Source organism: Bradyrhizobium centrosematis (assembly GCF_045571495.1).
GTDB classification, from domain to species: Bacteria; Pseudomonadota; Alphaproteobacteria; order Rhizobiales; family Xanthobacteraceae; genus Bradyrhizobium; species Bradyrhizobium centrosematis.
The window spans coordinates 3,677,556-3,692,608 of the sequence record NZ_CP120703.1; the positions used below are offsets into that span (position 1 = coordinate 3,677,556).

At 65.4% G+C, this 15,053-nt stretch carries 13 protein-coding genes; 3 read left to right on the forward strand and 10 right to left on the reverse strand.

The genetic code is table 11. The features are described 5' to 3' along the window. Positions 1–26: 26 nt before the first annotated feature. The 5 genes from lexA to P6U31_RS17770 all read right to left on the reverse strand — a co-directional run bounded on the left by lexA (position 27) and on the right by P6U31_RS17770 (position 4,496). The gene (gene lexA, locus P6U31_RS17750) at positions 27–728 is read right to left on the reverse strand and encodes a transcriptional repressor LexA (protein WP_091886069.1); all 702 of its coding nucleotides are present in this window, start codon (positions 726–728) and stop codon (positions 27–29) included. 176 nt (positions 729–904) lie between these two features. Next, a complete protein-coding gene (gene glp / locus P6U31_RS17755; RefSeq protein WP_407189641.1) occupies positions 905–2,116 on the reverse strand; it encodes a gephyrin-like molybdotransferase Glp in 1,212 nt (403 codons plus the stop codon). Between the two features lie 217 nt (positions 2,117–2,333). After that, positions 2,334–2,540: a hypothetical protein gene (locus tag P6U31_RS17760; protein WP_407189642.1), complete on the reverse strand. Its 207-nt coding sequence runs from the start codon at positions 2,538–2,540 to the stop codon at positions 2,334–2,336. A 169-nt stretch (positions 2,541–2,709) separates the two neighbouring features. Then, positions 2,710–3,339: an HAD family hydrolase gene (locus P6U31_RS17765; protein WP_407189872.1), complete on the reverse strand. Its 630-nt coding sequence runs from the start codon at positions 3,337–3,339 to the stop codon at positions 2,710–2,712. Positions 3,340–3,362: 23 nt separating this feature from the next. Further along, complete coding sequence (locus tag P6U31_RS17770) at positions 3,363–4,496, reverse strand: alpha-hydroxy acid oxidase (RefSeq protein WP_407189644.1); 1,134 nt, start codon at positions 4,494–4,496, stop codon at positions 3,363–3,365. A 320-nt stretch (positions 4,497–4,816) separates the two neighbouring features. Between P6U31_RS17770 and P6U31_RS17775 the strand changes: the two genes are divergently transcribed. Then, positions 4,817–6,154, forward strand: coding sequence for a S41 family peptidase (locus P6U31_RS17775; protein ID WP_407189645.1), 1,338 nt, complete (start codon positions 4,817–4,819; stop codon positions 6,152–6,154). Positions 6,155–6,247: 93 nt separating this feature from the next. Here the strand turns inward: P6U31_RS17775 and P6U31_RS17780 are convergent, their stop codons facing one another. The 5 genes from P6U31_RS17780 to P6U31_RS17800 all read right to left on the reverse strand — a co-directional run bounded on the left by P6U31_RS17780 (position 6,248) and on the right by P6U31_RS17800 (position 13,443). Then, a complete protein-coding gene (locus P6U31_RS17780) occupies positions 6,248–8,980 on the reverse strand; it encodes an EAL domain-containing protein (protein ID WP_407189646.1) in 2,733 nt (910 codons plus the stop codon). 175 nt (positions 8,981–9,155) lie between these two features. Continuing rightward, complete coding sequence (gene moaC, locus P6U31_RS17785) at positions 9,156–9,686, reverse strand: cyclic pyranopterin monophosphate synthase MoaC (protein WP_407189647.1); 531 nt, start codon at positions 9,684–9,686, stop codon at positions 9,156–9,158. Between the two features lies 1 nt (position 9,687). Continuing rightward, the gene (gene trpC / locus P6U31_RS17790; RefSeq protein WP_407189648.1) at positions 9,688–10,509 is read right to left on the reverse strand and encodes an indole-3-glycerol phosphate synthase TrpC; all 822 of its coding nucleotides are present in this window, start codon (positions 10,507–10,509) and stop codon (positions 9,688–9,690) included. 7 nt (positions 10,510–10,516) lie between these two features. Further along, positions 10,517–11,530 carry an anthranilate phosphoribosyltransferase gene (gene trpD, locus P6U31_RS17795; protein WP_407189649.1) on the reverse strand — a complete coding sequence of 338 codons (1,014 nt, stop codon included), beginning with the start codon at positions 11,528–11,530 and terminating at the stop codon, positions 10,517–10,519. Between the two features lie 14 nt (positions 11,531–11,544). Further along, positions 11,545–13,443 carry a SurA N-terminal domain-containing protein gene (locus tag P6U31_RS17800; protein WP_407189651.1) on the reverse strand — a complete coding sequence of 633 codons (1,899 nt, stop codon included), beginning with the start codon at positions 13,441–13,443 and terminating at the stop codon, positions 11,545–11,547. A 276-nt stretch (positions 13,444–13,719) separates the two neighbouring features. Between P6U31_RS17800 and tpiA the strand changes: the two genes are divergently transcribed. Together tpiA and secG are read left to right on the forward strand one after the other, a co-directional pair. Then, positions 13,720–14,478 (forward strand): triose-phosphate isomerase, encoded by a 759-nt coding sequence (gene tpiA, locus P6U31_RS17805; protein ID WP_407189873.1) that lies wholly within the window; start codon positions 13,720–13,722, stop codon positions 14,476–14,478. A gap of 152 nt (positions 14,479–14,630) precedes the next feature. After that, positions 14,631–15,014 (forward strand): preprotein translocase subunit SecG, encoded by a 384-nt coding sequence (gene secG / locus P6U31_RS17810; protein ID WP_407189652.1) that lies wholly within the window; start codon positions 14,631–14,633, stop codon positions 15,012–15,014. The last annotated feature ends 39 nt before the right edge of the window (positions 15,015–15,053 follow it).

The following is a 15,053-nucleotide window of genomic DNA, read 5'->3' on the forward strand; positions in this document are numbered from 1 at the left end:
TATTCGCGTGCCGAGTACGTCCGCAATCAGTACTTCCGGTAAAGCCCGATCAGCTTGCCCTGAATCTTGACGCGGTTCGGCGGCAGGATGCGCACCTCATAGGCGGCATTGGCGGGCTCGAGGGCGATCGAGGCGCCGCGGCGGCGGAAGCGCTTGAGCGTGGCCTCTTCGTCGTCGATCAGCGCCACTACGATGTCGCCGGTGTCGGCGCTCTCGTTGCGTTGGATCAGCGCCATGTCACCATCGAGGATACCGGCCTCGACCATGGAATCGCCGCGCACTTCGAGTGCGTAATGCTCGCCCGAGCCGAGCATGTCAGGCGGCACGCTGATGGTGTGGCTGCGGGTCTGCAACGCCTCGATCGGCGTACCGGCCGCGATGCGGCCCATCACCGGCACTGCCACGGGCCGCTCGCCCTCGTCCGCGGGCGGGCTGGAGCTCGCGCGGACCTTGCCGAGATTGCCTTCGATGACGCTCGGCGTGAAGCCGCGTCGGTTGCCGGCCGCGGCCTGGAGCTCCGGCAGCTTGATCACTTCGATGGCGCGGGCGCGGTTGGGCAGGCGGCGGATGAAGCCGCGCTCCTCGAGCGCGGTGATCAGGCGGTGGATGCCTGACTTCGAGCGCAGGTCGAGCGCATCCTTCATCTCGTCGAAGGAGGGCGGCACGCCGCTTTCCTTCAAGCGTTCGCTGATGAACCGCAGAAGCTCGTATTGTTTGCGCGTTAACATCTCGACCAAAGTCCCCCGGTTGATGTCGTTCGATTCCGAGACGGTGAATTCAGCGACAAGGCGCTACATGCTCGAAACAAATCATGAACGGACACTATATGTTCGATATGTGTTCCGCAACTGCTTAATTTACGGTGAACGGAGCGAAACTCGCGGAATGCGTGTGGCCGCGCGGTTCAAACCGGTAGCCGCAGCACCTCGCACGGGCTGCCGGCCTCGACCTTCGGCGCGAAGGGCGCGCGGACGAGAAGTACCTGTGCCGCAGCGAGATTCGCAAGCAGAGAGGAGTCCTGATGGCTGACGGGAACGGCGACTTGCGCGCCGTCGTCGCGCAGCTCCAGGCGCGCGCGCAAGTAATCCTCGCGCTGGTCGTTGGCAGCGAGATCGCGGCCCAGCACGGCGCGCTCGCGCTGATGATGAATCACTTGTCGGCCCGAGAGGGCACGAATCAGCGGCACCATGAACAGGAAGGCGCACACGTAGGACGACACCGGATTGCCGGGCAGGCCGATCACGCGCATGGCGCCGAGCCGCCCGTGCATCATCGGCTTGCCCGGCCGCATCGCGATCTTCCAGAAGGCCATCGCGATGCCTTCGTCCTTGAGCGCCTGCTGGACCAGATCGTGGTCGCCGACGGACGCGCCGCCGGTGGTGATCAGGATGTCGGCACCGCTGTCGCGGGCGCGGCGGATTCCGGCGGAGGTCGCCTCCAGCGTATCGGCGGCGACACCGAGGTCGATGGTCTCCGCGCCCTCGCTGCGGGCGAGTGCATGCAGGGCGTAACCGTTGGAATAGACGATCTGGCCGGGGCCGGGCGTGGTGCCGGGCATCACCAGCTCATCGCCGGTGGCGAGGATCGCAACCTTCGGACGGCGGCGGACGGGCAGGCGCGGGTGATTCATGCCGGCGGCCAGTGCGAGATCGCGCTCGGTCAGCCGGGTTCCCTTGCGCAGCAGCACGTCACCCTCGCGGAAATCGACGCCGGCCGGGCGAATGTGCCGTCCGGCGATCGCCGCTTCCTTGATGGTGACGCTGTTGCCGTCCGCAACCGTGTCCTCCTGGATCACCACCGCGTCCGCGCCGTCTGGAACGACGCCGCCGGTGAAGATCCGCACGGCTTCGCCGGCCCCGACCGTTCCGTCAAAGGGACGTCCCGCGGCGACCTCGCCGATCACCGTCAGCCTGGAATTGATCGTTGCCGCATCGACCGTGCGCACGGCATAGCCGTCCATCGCCGACATGGCTTGCGGCGGCTGCGTGCGCCGCGCCGCGAGGTCATGGGCGAGCACGCGGTGGTAGGCTTCGTCGAGCGAAACCATCTGTTCAGGCAGCGGCTCTGCAGCCGCCAGCACCGCAGCGAGGGCGTCGGAAACCGGCATCAAGGCCACGGCTGAACTCCTGCTGAGCACATCGATAAAATGGCGGAGAGTTCTAGCCGAGTGCAGGCGCGAGGCAAAGCAGCACGCAGAATGATTTATCCTGCGTGATCTCCGTGCAGAGGAAGGAAGCTCACATCCGCCGGGGCATGATCCGGAAGGCAAGGCAAACCGGCATGAGGATAGCCATGGCAAGAACGAGAAAAACAAGCGCCACGGCCAGCATCGGTCAGCTCCCAGTCGGTCCGTCCGTACCGAGGCCGAACGCGACGTCTGGAGCTTTGGGCCCTTGATCCTTGTCGGGGAGCGGGTCGGCCTGCGATTTCAGGTCGGCCGCCTTGCTGATCAGCTTGGCGGAAAGGTCCGAATCCGAGGTGTTTCTTGCGAATTCAAGCAGGAGAGAGGCTTGCTTGGTGAGGTAGGTTTTGCCCAGCACGTCGATCAGTCCGGTGTAGAAGTCCCAACGGACTCAAGAGTCCGGAGGGTGGTATTCCGTTCCCGGAACTCTGTATAAAAATGCACAAAGTGATCAGGTTCCACATTCGCTGCAAATTTAGTTCGGGAAGCGCTTCCGCCGTGGGCTGTGCGGAACGAAGGGATTTGGGTCAGATACCCAATGCCTTCAATGCGTTCCCGACATCACGCGGCGAGGTCACATGCACTGCCGTCAGGCCGCGCGCCCGTGCCCCCTCGACGTTCTCGGCGAGGTCGTCGAAGAACACGATGCGCTCAGCGGGTACGCCGATCGCGGCCACGACATGGTCGAAAGCCTCCGCATCCGGTTTGCGCAGGCCGATGCTTGACGACAGGTACAGCTCGCGGAAATGGCCGAGCAGGTCGGCATATTCCTTCGAGAAATAGTCGACATGCGGCCGGTTGGTGTTGGAAAAGGCGTAGAGCGGCATCTTCTTCGCCGCGCGCGGCAGCAACTCGGCGATATCAGGCATCTCGCCGGCGAAGACCGCGTTCCAGCCCTCCAGGAACTGGGCGTCCGAAATGCCTATTCCCAGTGAAGCGCGCAGCGAGGCGAAATAATCCTCGTCACTGATCTTGCCGACCTCGTGCAGCCGATAGGCCTCGTCGCGTACGTAGCGGGCGACGATCGACTCGGGCTCGCACCCGGCATGTCCAGCCCAGCAGGCGATCGCCTTGGAGAAGTCGATGTCGAGCACCACGCGCCCGAGATCGAACAAAAGCGCGTCCGCGCTGCCGGGAGAGAGCGATGTCACATGGATCCTTTCACTCTAGGGTCTGCCAATCAGTACCGATAAGGCTCGTGGTCGAACAGCGGGAACGCGCTGAACACGCTCGGCGCGTTGGTGGCGGTCGCCGGATGCAGGCAGGATTTGTCGACCTCGGCAAACGAGGTGGCGCCGAGCAGGCCGAGGCAGCGCAGCACCTCGTCCTCCAACAGCTCCAGCATCCGCGTGACGCCGGCTTCGCCGGCCGCCGCCAGCGCCCAGCATTGCAGCCGGCCGATGCCGACGAGGTCTGCGCCTGCCGCGATCGCCTTGACGATGTCGGTGCCGCGACAGATGCCGCCGTCGACCATGATCTTGGCGCGGCCCTTCACGGCCTCGACGATCTCGGGCAGCACATGCATCGCACCCCGGCCATGGTCGAGCTGGCGGCCGCCATGATTGGAGACGTAGATCCATTCGACGCCGTGATCGACCGCGATCAGGGCATCCTCGGCAGTGGCGATGCCCTTCAGGATCAGCGGGATCTTGAACTTGTCTTTGATCATCTTCACGGTCCGCCACTCCAGTCCCTTCTGGAAATCGCCCCCGGTGGCGCGCAGGCGGCTTTCGCGAACATAGCGCTTGGCGATGTCACGTTCGCGACGGCTGTAATGAGCGGTGTCGACGGTCAGGCAGAAGGCGGCGTAGCCGTTCTTCTCGCTTCGGCTGACGACATCGGCGACGAAGGCGTCGTCCCCGCGGACATAGAGCTGATAGAGCCGGAGCGCATCGGGCGCGGCTTCCGCGGTCTTCTCCAGGCCCGGCTCCGATACCGAGCTCAGCATGTGGGCGGCACCGAAGGCGCCGGCACCGCGCGCGACGCTCGCCGCGCCATCGGGATCGAAGATCTCGAGCGCACCGACGGGAGCGAGCACCACCGGCAGGCGCATCTGGCGGCCGAATTGCTGAACCGAGCCGTCCACCCTGCGGACGTCGCGCAGCACGCGCGGCCGAAAGGCGATCTCGTCCAGAGCCATGCGGTTGCGACGCATTGTGGTTTCGGTCTCGGCAGCACCGACGATGTAGTCCCAGGCGTTCTGGTTCAGGTTGGCCCGCGCCTTCCGGATGAATTCGTGCAGGTTCTGGAACGGCTCGTTGCTGGCGCCGAGTTCGACGTTCCGTTCCGGCCGGATGCGGGGTGCTTCGTTCATTGTTTTCCTCCCGAGAATTTGAAGCCTTATGTCATCGCCTAACCCGTCCAGCCCTCCAAAACTATCCTAAAATCGCATAGCTGCGAGGCGTGGACCGGCCCACCGATTCCCCTTGCGGGCGGACCAGTCCTGCAACGTTGCCAAAAGTTTAGGCTCGAACGAAGCGATTTCTGCGGAGTACCCGCCGGCGTGGCATCCCGGCCTTGAAGAAACCAGAATGGTATTGTGAGAAGCGAACTGGATCGCCAATTGCATGGCGCCTCCCAAGTCTTGAGAGCAAGCTCAAAGCGAACCGCCAAAGCAAAAAGGCCAGCCCATCCATGCGGAAGTCCCTGCTGTTCCCTCTCGGCACGCTCACCGGAGCGTGTCTGACCCTTCTGGTAGCGAGCCCGCACGGCGGCGTATGGGCGGCGCGGGCGGCAGCGAGCGCAGATGATGCCTATTCCCAGCTCAACCTGTTCGGCACCGTGTTCGAGCGGGTGAAGGCGAGCTATGTCGAGAAGCCCGACAATGCCAAGATGATCGAAGGCGCGATCACGGGCATGGTGACCTCGCTCGATCCGCATTCGCGCTACATGAACGACAAGGCCTGGACCGAGATGCAGGAGACCACCTCCGGCGAGTTCGGCGGCCTCGGCATCGAGGTCACGATGGAAGACGGCTTGGTCAAGGTCGTCTCGCCGATCGACGATACACCGGCCTCGAAGGCGGGCCTGATGTCCGGCGACCTCATCAGCAAGATCGACGGCGAGGCCGTGCAGGGCATGACGCTCGAGCAGGCCGTCAACAAGATGAAGGGCCCGGTCGACACCAAGACCAAGCTCACCATCGTGCGCAAGGGCGCGGATGCGCCGCTCGACGTTGCGATCACGCGTGAGATCATCCATGTGCGCCCGGTACGCTTCCACGTCGAGAACGGCGACATCGGCTATATCCGCGTCACCTCGTTCAACGAGCAGACCACCGACGGCTTGAAGAAGGCGATCGCGGCGATCTCAAAGCAGGTCCCGCAGGAGAAGCTCACCGGCTACGTGCTCGACCTGCGCAACAATCCGGGCGGGCTGCTCGACCAGGCCGTATCGGTGTCGAGCGCCTTCCTGCAGCGCGGCGAGGTCGTCTCGACCCGCGGCCGCAATCCGGAAGAGACCCAGCGCTTCACCGCGCATGGCGGCGACCTCACCAAGGGCAAGCCGCTGGTGGTCCTGATCAACGGCGGTTCGGCCTCGGCCTCGGAGATCGTGTCCGGCGCGCTGCATGACCACAAGCGTGCGACGCTGATCGGCACGCGCTCGTTCGGCAAGGGATCGGTGCAGACGATCATTCCGCTCGGCGCGGGCAATGGCGCGCTGGCGCTGACGACGGCGCGCTACTACACCCCGTCGGGCCGCTCGATCCAGGCCCAGGGCATCGCGCCCGACATCGAGATCCTGCAGGACGTGCCGCCCGAGCTGAAGGGCCGCATGGATACTATGGCGGAGTCCCAGATGCGCGGCCATCTGCAAGCCGCCGACGGCACCGAGCAGACCGGATCGCAATCCTACGTCCCGCCGGAAGAGAAGGACGACAAGGCTTTGCATGCGGCCTATGACTTCCTGCACGGCGTCACTGCGAATGCGGTTGCCGCCAAGCCCGCGCCGAAGGCTGCGGTGCCGAACTAAATTTTCCGACTTTCTCGGTATCGCCCGGGAGCGGATTGCCGCTCCCGGGCGATTTCGTTTGAGCGACGTCTCGTTGGACCGGCTACATGCGGGCTAGCTAGCCTCGCGCCGACGGCTCTCGCTGCCGCCGCGCTGGGCCAGCCGGCTGCGATGCAGAGCGAACAGCTCCAGCACCTTGGCGGCGGGCTTTGCGGCGCTGAACAGATAGCCCTGCATCTCGGAACAGCCGAGCGCGCGCAGCAGGCGCTGCTGCTCCTCGGTTTCGACGCCCTCGGCCGTGGTGGTCATGCGGCGCGCCGCTGCCAGATTGACGACGGCCTGGACGATGCTGGCGGAGCCGTCGGGACGGGCGATATCGTCGACGAAACAGCGGTCGATCTTGATCTTGTCGAACGGGAAGCGGTGCAGATAGCTCAGCGACGAGTAGCCGGTGCCGAAATCGTCGAGCGCGATGCGCACGCCGATGGCGCGGAGCTGGTGCAGGATCGTGAGCGCGACGTCGTCGTCGCGGATCAGCACCGCCTCGGTGATCTCGAGCTCCAGCCGGCTCGCCGGCAGGTTCGAAGCGGCGAGCGCTGACATGATCTTCAGCGCCAGCGTGCCGCTCTTGAATTGCACCGGGGAGACGTTGACCGCGAGGCGGATATCGTCCGGCCAGCCCGCGGCGTCCCGGCAGGCGGTCGCCAGCACCCATTCGCCGATCTCGTTGATCAGGCCGGTATCTTCGGCGATCGGGATGAACTCCGCCGGCGAGACCATGCCGCGCTCGGGGTGGCGCCAGCGCACCAGGGCCTCGCAGCCGGTGATGCGATCATCCTTCAGGCTGAGGCAGGGCTGGTAGTAGACCTCGAGCCCGCCTTCGAGATCCCCCTGGGCGATGGCGTGGCGCAGGTCGCTCTCGAGCTGCCGGCGCTCGCGCACCTTGGCGTCCATCTCCGGCTCGAAGAAGCGATAGGTGCGGCGTCCGGCGGATTTGGCGGCGTACATCGCCATGTCCGCGTTCTTCAGGATCTGGTCGAGCGCCGTGCCGTGTTCCGGTGCGAGCGCGATGCCGATGCTGGCGTCGGTGGTGAGATGATGGCCCATGCAGTTGAACGGGGCGCGGATGGCCGCGAAGACCCGCGCGACGAGGTCGTCGACCTGGTCCCGCGACGTCACCGCGCTCTGGACGATGGCGAATTCGTCGCCGCCGAGCCGCGCCACGAAATCCGCCGGGCCCGTACAGCGCCGCAGGCTCGCGGCAACCGATTTCAACAGCTCGTCGCCGACGAGGTGGCCGAGCGCGTCGTTGACGCCCTTGAACTCGTCGATATCGATGTAATGCACCGCGATCTCTTCGCCGTTGCCGACCGCGGCCAGCTCCACGCGCAGATGCTCGTGGAACATGGCGCGGTTCGGCAGGTCTGTCAGCGCATCGTAATGGGCGAGATGGGTGATGCGCTCCTCGATGCGGCGGCGCTCGGTAATGTCCTCATGGGTCGCCACCCAGCCGCCGTCGGCGAGCGGTTCGTTGAGAATGTGGATGGAGCGGCCGTCGGCGGTGTCGATCACCATGGAATTGCGGACGTGGATGTCCTTCAGAACGAGCGCGACATAAGCGTCGACGTCTCCTGTGAACGAACCGGTCGCCTTGCGATGGGTGATGATGTCATGGAAGCTGCAGCCTGGCTTCACGACGTCGGCCGACAACCCGTACATCTCGATGTAACGATGGTTGCAGACCACCATCCGTCGCTCGGCGTCGAACAGCAGGAGGCCCTGCGTCATGTTGTTGACGGCGCGGTCGAGCCGCTGCTTCTCCAGCGTCAGCCGTTCGCGCGACGCGCGGTGCTGCTCCAGCAGCTTGCGCACGACCGCAATCAGCACGCCTGCGATGGCGAGCGCGGAGGCGGTGGCGACCGAGATCAGCATGCCGATCTGTTCGCGCCAGTCGGTCAGGGCCGCCGCGCGCGTCGTGGTCGCCATCATCAGGATCGGGAAATGGGGCAGCGCGCGCGAGGAGATCAGTCGGTCCTCGCCGTCGACGGGGCTCGTGAACCGGCCGGCGAAGTGATCGAGGCCGAAAACCCTCTGCTGCTCGAATGGGCCAGTCTTGAAGTTCCGTCCCATCAATTCGCTGGCGTGCGGATAACGGGCGAGCAGCGTGCCGTCGCGATGCAGCATCGAGATCGTCGCGCCTTCGCCGAGCACCACGGATGCGAAGAACTTCTCGAAATTGGCGGGCTCGATGCCGCGTCCGACGACGCCCAGGAACTCGCCATTGGGCCCGACGATCCTCCGGGCCACCAGGATGGTCCATGCGCCGGAGATCCGGCTGTGCAACGGCTCGATCAGGACATCGGGCGAATTGGGATCGTACTTGAAGGTGCGAAAATAGGCGCGGTCGGCCATGTTGACCTTGGGTACCGGCCAAGCCGTCGACGAATTGATCAGATTGCCTTCGGCATCGATGATGTTGACGCCGCCGATATAAGGCAGCGCCTCGATCTTCGATCGAAGCATCTGGTGGATGTCCCGACCAGAGAGGCGAGCGCGGAGGTCTGCAGCGCTGGCGATGCCGATCGAACGCGCGTGATCGACGAAGTCTCGCTGGATGACTGCGAAATCCTGCAATTGCTGGTCGAAATGATGGGCGAGCATCAGCACGGTGTTTTCCAGCTCGCGGCTGGAGTTGCGCAGCGCCCGTTCGCGGAAATTCTGCGCCATCAGCACGGAGCCTATCGCGATAGCCGCGATCAGCAGCGTGCCGCCCATCACCAGCCAGCGGATCGGCCCGCCGCGCACGAAGGCTTGGTCAAAGAGGCGACTGCCGAATCTCGTCATCATGCTGGATCATTGCCGTGCACACGTCAGGATCAATTCTTGGCCCCGAAAACATCCGTTGGTTTACGGGAACGGTGTGGAGGCGAAGTTAGGAAGCGCGGTTAACGGAGCATGAATGGTCGCGCGGAAAAGCAATCGATGCGCACGATGCAAGGGGTGGGTCGCCGAAATGAGCGCGTCAGGCGCGGTAATGGCCGGACTTGCCGCCGAGCTTCTCGACCAGGTGGATGCCTTCGATCCGCACGCCGCGCTCGACCGCCTTGATCATGTCGTAGATGGTGAGGCAGGCGACAGACACCGCGGTGAGTGCCTCCATCTCGACGCCGGTCGGTCCCGTCACTTTCACGCTCGCCCGTACCACGCAGCCCGGCAGCTTTGCGTCAGGCTCGATGTCGACAATGACCTTCGACAGCGCGAGCGGATGACAGAGCGGGATCAGCTCCGAGGTGCGCTTGGCGGCCATGATGCCGGCGATGCGGGCAGTGCCGAGCACGTCGCCTTTCTTCGCGTTGCCGGACACGATCAGGTCGAGCGTCGCCCTGGTCATGACGACGCGGCCTTCCGCTACCGCGAGCCGCTCGGTGGCCGGCTTGTCCGACACGTCGACCATTCGGGCCTCGCCGGAGGCACCGATATGGGTGAGGGCGGGGCCGGCCCCGGTTTTCAAGGGCTTGGCCTTCGGCCTGGTCGCAGCAGCCTTGCGCGCCATGTTAGCGCGTACCGGCCGCGCGCGCGGCCGTCTCTCGCGCAAGCAGCGTACGCGTCGCCGCCGTGACGTCGGCCTGCCGCATCAGGCTCTCGCCGACCAGGAAGGTCGACATGCCGACGCGCTCGAGCCGGGCGAGATCGGCGGGCGTGAAGATGCCGCTCTCGCCGACCATCAGCCGGTCCGAAGGGATCAGCGGCGCCAAGCCCTCGCTGGTCGCGAGCGTGGTTTCGAAGGTCCGAAGATTGCGGTTGTTGACCCCGATCATCGGCGAGCGAAGTTTCAGCGCCCGGTCAAGCTCGGCGCGGTCATGGATCTCGATCAGCACGTCCATGCCGTAGGCAGTCGCGGCGTCTTCGAGGTCTCTTGCCGTGGCGTCGTCGAGTGCCGCCATGATGATCAGGATGCAATCGGCACCGTGCGCGCGGGCCTCGGCCACCTGATAGGTGTCAAACATGAAATCCTTGCGCAGCACCGGCAGGGACGTCGCCGCGCGCGCCGCCACCAAGAAGTCGAGATGGCCCTGGAACGAGGGCGTGTCGGTCAGCACCGACAGGCAGGCTGCGCCGCCCGCCTCATAGGCCTTGGCAAGCCGGGGCGGATCGAAATCGGCACGGATCAGCCCCTTCGACGGCGAGGCTTTCTTCACCTCCGCGATCAGAGCGAAATCGCCCTTGGCGTGCTTGGCCCGGATCGCGCGCACGAAGCCGCGCGGCGCGGCTTGCGCCTTGGCTGTCGCCTCGACGGCCGAGAGCGGCTGCGCGCGCTTGGCGGCAGCGATCTCCTCGCGCTTGTAGGCTTCGATCTTGGTCAGGATGTCCGACATGCCGGGCTCAGCCGTTCGAGATCGCGATGAGGTGCTTCAGCTTCGCATTGGCTGCGCCGCTGTCGATCGACTTCACGCCGAGCGCGACGCCTTCCTTGAGGTCCTTGGCGCGTCCGGCCACCACCAGCGCGGCCGCGGCATTCACCAGGGCGACGTCGCGGTAGGCGCTCGGCTTGCCGTCGAGCACGCTTTGCAGTGCGATCGCGTTGGCCTCGGCATCGCCGCCCCTCAGTGCGCCGGCCTCGCAGCGCGACAGGCCGGCGTCCTCCGGCGTCACCTCGAAATTGCGGATCTCGCCATTGTGGAGCGCGGAGACGAAGGTCGGGCCGGTGAGGGTGATTTCATCGAGACCATCGGAGCCGTGCACGACCCAGGCGGATTCGGAGCCGAGGTTCTTCAGCACCTGCGCCAGCGGCTGCACCCATTGCCGGGAGAACACGCCGACCATCTGCCGCTTCACGCCGGCGGGGTTGGACAAGGGACCGAGCAGGTTGAAGATCGTGCGCGTCGCAAGCTCGACCCGGGTCGGACCGACGTTCTTCATGGCGGGATGGTGGGCAGGGGCGAACATGAAGCCGATGCCGCATTCACGCACGCAGCGGCCGACCTGTTCGGGCCTGAGGTCGATCTTCACTCCGAGCGAGGCCAGCACGTCGGCCGCGCCCGAACGCGACGAAAGTGCGCGGTTGCCGTGCTTGGCCACCGGCACGCCGGCGCCGGAGACGATGAACGAGGCGCAGGTCGAGACGTTGACCGAGCCGGAGCCGTCGCCGCCGGTGCCGACGATGTCGACGGCATCAGGCGGTGCCGTCACGGTCAGCATCTTGGAGCGCATCGCCGCAACGGCGCCGGTGATCTCCTCCACGGTCTCGCCGCGCACCCTGAGCGCCATCAACAGGCCCCCCATCTGCGAGGGCGTGGCCTCGCCGCTCATCATGGCGTCGAAGGCGGAGGCGGCTTCGTCACGCGACAGGCTGGCGCCGGTCGCCACTTTTCCAATGATCGATTTCAGGTCGTCCATCGCGTGCTTTCAACTCACTGGTTCGCGCCGGTCACCTGCGCGAAGGCGGCCTGATTAATGGTGGTCCCGATGTCGGTTTCAAGCTTGTTGACGTAGGACGCGACCTGCTCCTCGGTCTGGGCACGGTCGAGGCTGTCCTTCAGCTTCTTGACCGCGTCGGAAGCGGCGTCGACCGCGGGATCGACGATGTCGGTGACGCGGAAGACGATCACCTCGGCGCCGCCGGTCACCGGCGTCTGTCCGACACCGTCCTTGGCGGCGCGGAAGGCGGCGGCAACGACGGCTGCGGGCACACTGGCGGGCGTATCATCGCGCTTGAAGCCGGTAGCGGTCTCGACCTTGGCGCCGATCGCCGCGGCTTCATCGGCGAGCTTGCCGCCCGCTTCGAGCTTCTGCACCATCTCGGTCGCCTTGGCCTTCAACTTGGTCGCGATCTGGTCCTGGCGCCAACGCGCCTCGACCTGATCGCGGACCTCGTCGAGATTGCGGTCGCGCGAGGGCGTGATGGCGAGCACATCGTACCAGACATAGCCGCCCTTGAACGAGATCGAGTCGTTGTCGACGCCGACATCGGTGTTGAAAGCCTGCGACACCACGTCGAGCCCCTGCGGGATGTTGGTGACTGGCTGGCCGTTCGGGGCCCGGCCGGAACGATCGACGGCATCGATGGTCACGGCGGTGAGGCCGAGCTTCTGCGCCGCGTCGATCACGCTGGAGCCGCCGCCGCGCTCGTCCTCCATCTTGTCGCGGAGCTCGTTGACCTTGACGCGCGCGCGCTCGGTCGCGATCTCGCGCTTGAGGTCGCCGGCAAGGCTGGCGTAATCCGCCTCCTTGCCCGGCTCGATCTTGTCGACCTTGACGATCGACGTGCCGAGCGGCCCCTGGATCGGCTGGCTGATCTCGCCGGCGGGAAGCGCGAAGGCCGCATCGCCCACCGCGGGGGCGAGCGCGGATTTGGTCACGAGCCCAAGATCGACGTCGGAGGTGCTCAGCCCGCGCTCCTTGCCGAGGTCCTCGAACGACATGCCGCCAACGAGACGTTCCCGTGCAGCCTGGGCCTCGGCAGCGTTGGGAAATACGATCTGCTGGATCTGACGCTTCTCGGGCGTGCCGAGCCGGTCCTTGCGCTGCTCGAACACCTTCTTGGCGTCCTCGTCCGACACCTCGCTCCACTTGCCGATCTCTTCCGGCGAGACCACCACGAAGGCGATCTTGCGATATTCGGGCGCGCGGAACTGGACCTTGTGATCTTCGAAATAGGCCGCCAGCGCCTCGGGCGAGGGCGGGTCGATCTGGCCTGCCTGGGCGGCGTCGAGCCTGACGAACTCGATAGAGCGCTGCTCGTTCTGATAGCGCGTCAGCGCATCGATCATGGCCTTCGGCGGCTCGAGACCCGCCCCGATCGTGCCGGTGATCTGCCGGCGCAGCGAGACCTTGCGCTGCTCGGCGACGTAGCGCTGCTCGGTATAGCCGAAATTGCGGATCACAGCCTGGAAGCGGTTCGCGTCGAAATTGCCGCCGACGCCCTTGAAGTTGGGGTCGTTCATGATGACCTGGCGGATCTGCTCGTCGGACTGGCCGAGCCCGAGCCGGCGTGCCTCTTCGTCGAGCGCGGCTTCCGCGATGGTCTGCTGCAGCACCTGCCGGTCGAGACCAAAGGCGCGCGCCTGGTCGGGTGTCAGCGGACGGCCGAACTGGCGGCTGATCTGCTGCAGGCGGTCGGTGTAGATCTGGCGGAACTCGTTCAGCGAGATCTCGGTGCGGCCGACCTTGGCCACCGTGGACTGCCCGAAGCCGCGAAAGATGTCGGCGATCCCCCAAATGCCGAAACTGATGATCAACACGCCCATCACCACGGCCATAATGGTCTTGCCGAGCCAGTTTGATGAGGCCTTGCGCATTCCTCGAAGCATTTGGTCCAACTTGTTTGGTCAGGAGGGGAACGGGAGCGCGTCTTAATGCAGATTCCGCAAAAGCGCGTCACCAAATTGATAGATCATCATAAAGTGGCGGCTTTCCCCCCGCAACCTCAGGTCAGGGGACTGCTTGAAGCTGCGGTTGAACGCCCCAAAGCGTTTTCCAGCGAAGTGGCCCCGGTTCGCGTCAGAAAACGCGTCAAAACAAGAATCTGGAACTGCAGCAGGTCCTCTGCTAGCGCATGCGCAAACCTCATTTTGCTGGAAATGGACATGACCGACGCCATCCGCCCCCTGATCGCCGGCAATTGGAAAATGAACGGCCTGAAGGCCCAGGCTGCCGAATTCGACGCCATGCTCAGCGGCGCGGCAGATGTGGCGGCCAGGGCCGATCTGCTGGTCTGCCCACCGGCGACCCTGGTCGCAGCCTTTGCCGACAAGGCGCGCGGCAAGAAAGTCGCGGTCGGGGCCCAGGATTGCCATCCCAAGGCATCCGGTGCCCACACCGGCGATATCTCCGCCGAAATGCTGGCGGATGCGGGCGCAACGGCCATCATCGTCGGCCATTCCGAGCGCCGCGCCGACCACGGCGAGGGCGATGCCCTGATCCGCCAGAAGGCTGAAGCCGCCTGGCGGGCCGGGACGACCGCGATCGTCTGCGTCGGGGAAACGCAAACCCAGCGCGACGCCGGCCAGACCCTGGACATCCTGCGCGGCCAGCTCGCCGGCTCGTTGCCAGATGGCTCGACCGCCGCCAACCTGATCGTGGCCTATGAGCCGGTCTGGGCGATCGGCACCGGCCTGACCCCGACTGCCAAGGATGTCGAGCAGATTCATGGGTTTATCCGGGAGGTCCTGACCGTCAGGTTCAAGGCCGAAGGTGCCAGGATGCGGATCCTCTACGGCGGCTCGGTCAAGCCCTCGAATGCGGCCGAGCTGATGGCGGTCAAGAACGTCAATGGCGCGCTGGTCGGCGGCGCCAGCCTGAAGGCGACCGATTTCCTTGCGATCGCCAAAGGCTGCCCTAATTAAGGGCTGCCCCCGGCTGACCCGAAGCTTTGGTTCGGGACCGATCGGGGGTGGCAATACCCCCTCTGATCGTGTAACACCGCGCAACTTCAGGAAAACCCGCGAAGCGCGATCGGCCGCCGTCAGGCGCCGCCCGCTTGTGACGGAAGGATACTATGCAGACCGTTGTCATCGTCATCCACCTCATGATCGTTGCCGTCATGATCGGCGCCGTCCTGCTCCAGAAGTCGGAAGGCGGCGGCCTCGGCATGGGAGGAGGCGCGGGCTTCATGTCGAGCCGCGGCACGGCGAATCTGTTGACGCGGACCACTGCGATCCTGGCCGTGGGCTTCTTCCTCACCAGCCTGTTCCTGTCCTGGTACGCAGGTTACGATCGCAAGCCGTCCTCGATCATCGGCCAGCCGTCGCAGACCCAGCCGGCCGGCGGATCGCCGGTCGCGCCGCCGACCTCGGGCGGCATCCTGGATTCCCTGAAGAAGGCCGACGAGCAGCAGCAGAACCAGGCGCCGGCAGGCCCGCAGGTGCCGCGTTCGCAATAAAGCAGGGGGGCCATGCAGGGCGGCTTCTACCGTCCTGCA

Bases quoted from the DNA above. Each gene is read 5' to 3' on its own strand.
- lexA (WP_091886069.1), bottom strand. From the start codon at position 728: ATGTTAACGCGCAAACAATACGAGCTTCTGCGGTTCATCAGCGAACGC.
- P6U31_RS17770 (WP_407189644.1), bottom strand. From the start codon at position 4,496: ATGAACGAAGCACCCCGCATCCGGCCGGAACGGAACGTCGAACTCGGC.
- P6U31_RS17775 (WP_407189645.1), top strand. From the start codon at position 4,817: ATGCGGAAGTCCCTGCTGTTCCCTCTCGGCACGCTCACCGGAGCGTGT.
- P6U31_RS17780 (WP_407189646.1), bottom strand. From the start codon at position 8,980: ATGATGACGAGATTCGGCAGTCGCCTCTTTGACCAAGCCTTCGTGCGC.
- moaC (WP_407189647.1), bottom strand. From the start codon at position 9,686: ATGGCGCGCAAGGCTGCTGCGACCAGGCCGAAGGCCAAGCCCTTGAAA.
- trpC (WP_407189648.1), bottom strand. From the start codon at position 10,509: ATGTCGGACATCCTGACCAAGATCGAAGCCTACAAGCGCGAGGAGATC.
- trpD (WP_407189649.1), bottom strand. From the start codon at position 11,530: ATGGACGACCTGAAATCGATCATTGGAAAAGTGGCGACCGGCGCCAGC.
- P6U31_RS17800 (WP_407189651.1), bottom strand. From the start codon at position 13,443: ATGCTTCGAGGAATGCGCAAGGCCTCATCAAACTGGCTCGGCAAGACC.
- tpiA (WP_407189873.1), top strand. From the start codon at position 13,720: ATGACCGACGCCATCCGCCCCCTGATCGCCGGCAATTGGAAAATGAAC.
- secG (WP_407189652.1), top strand. From the start codon at position 14,631: ATGCAGACCGTTGTCATCGTCATCCACCTCATGATCGTTGCCGTCATG.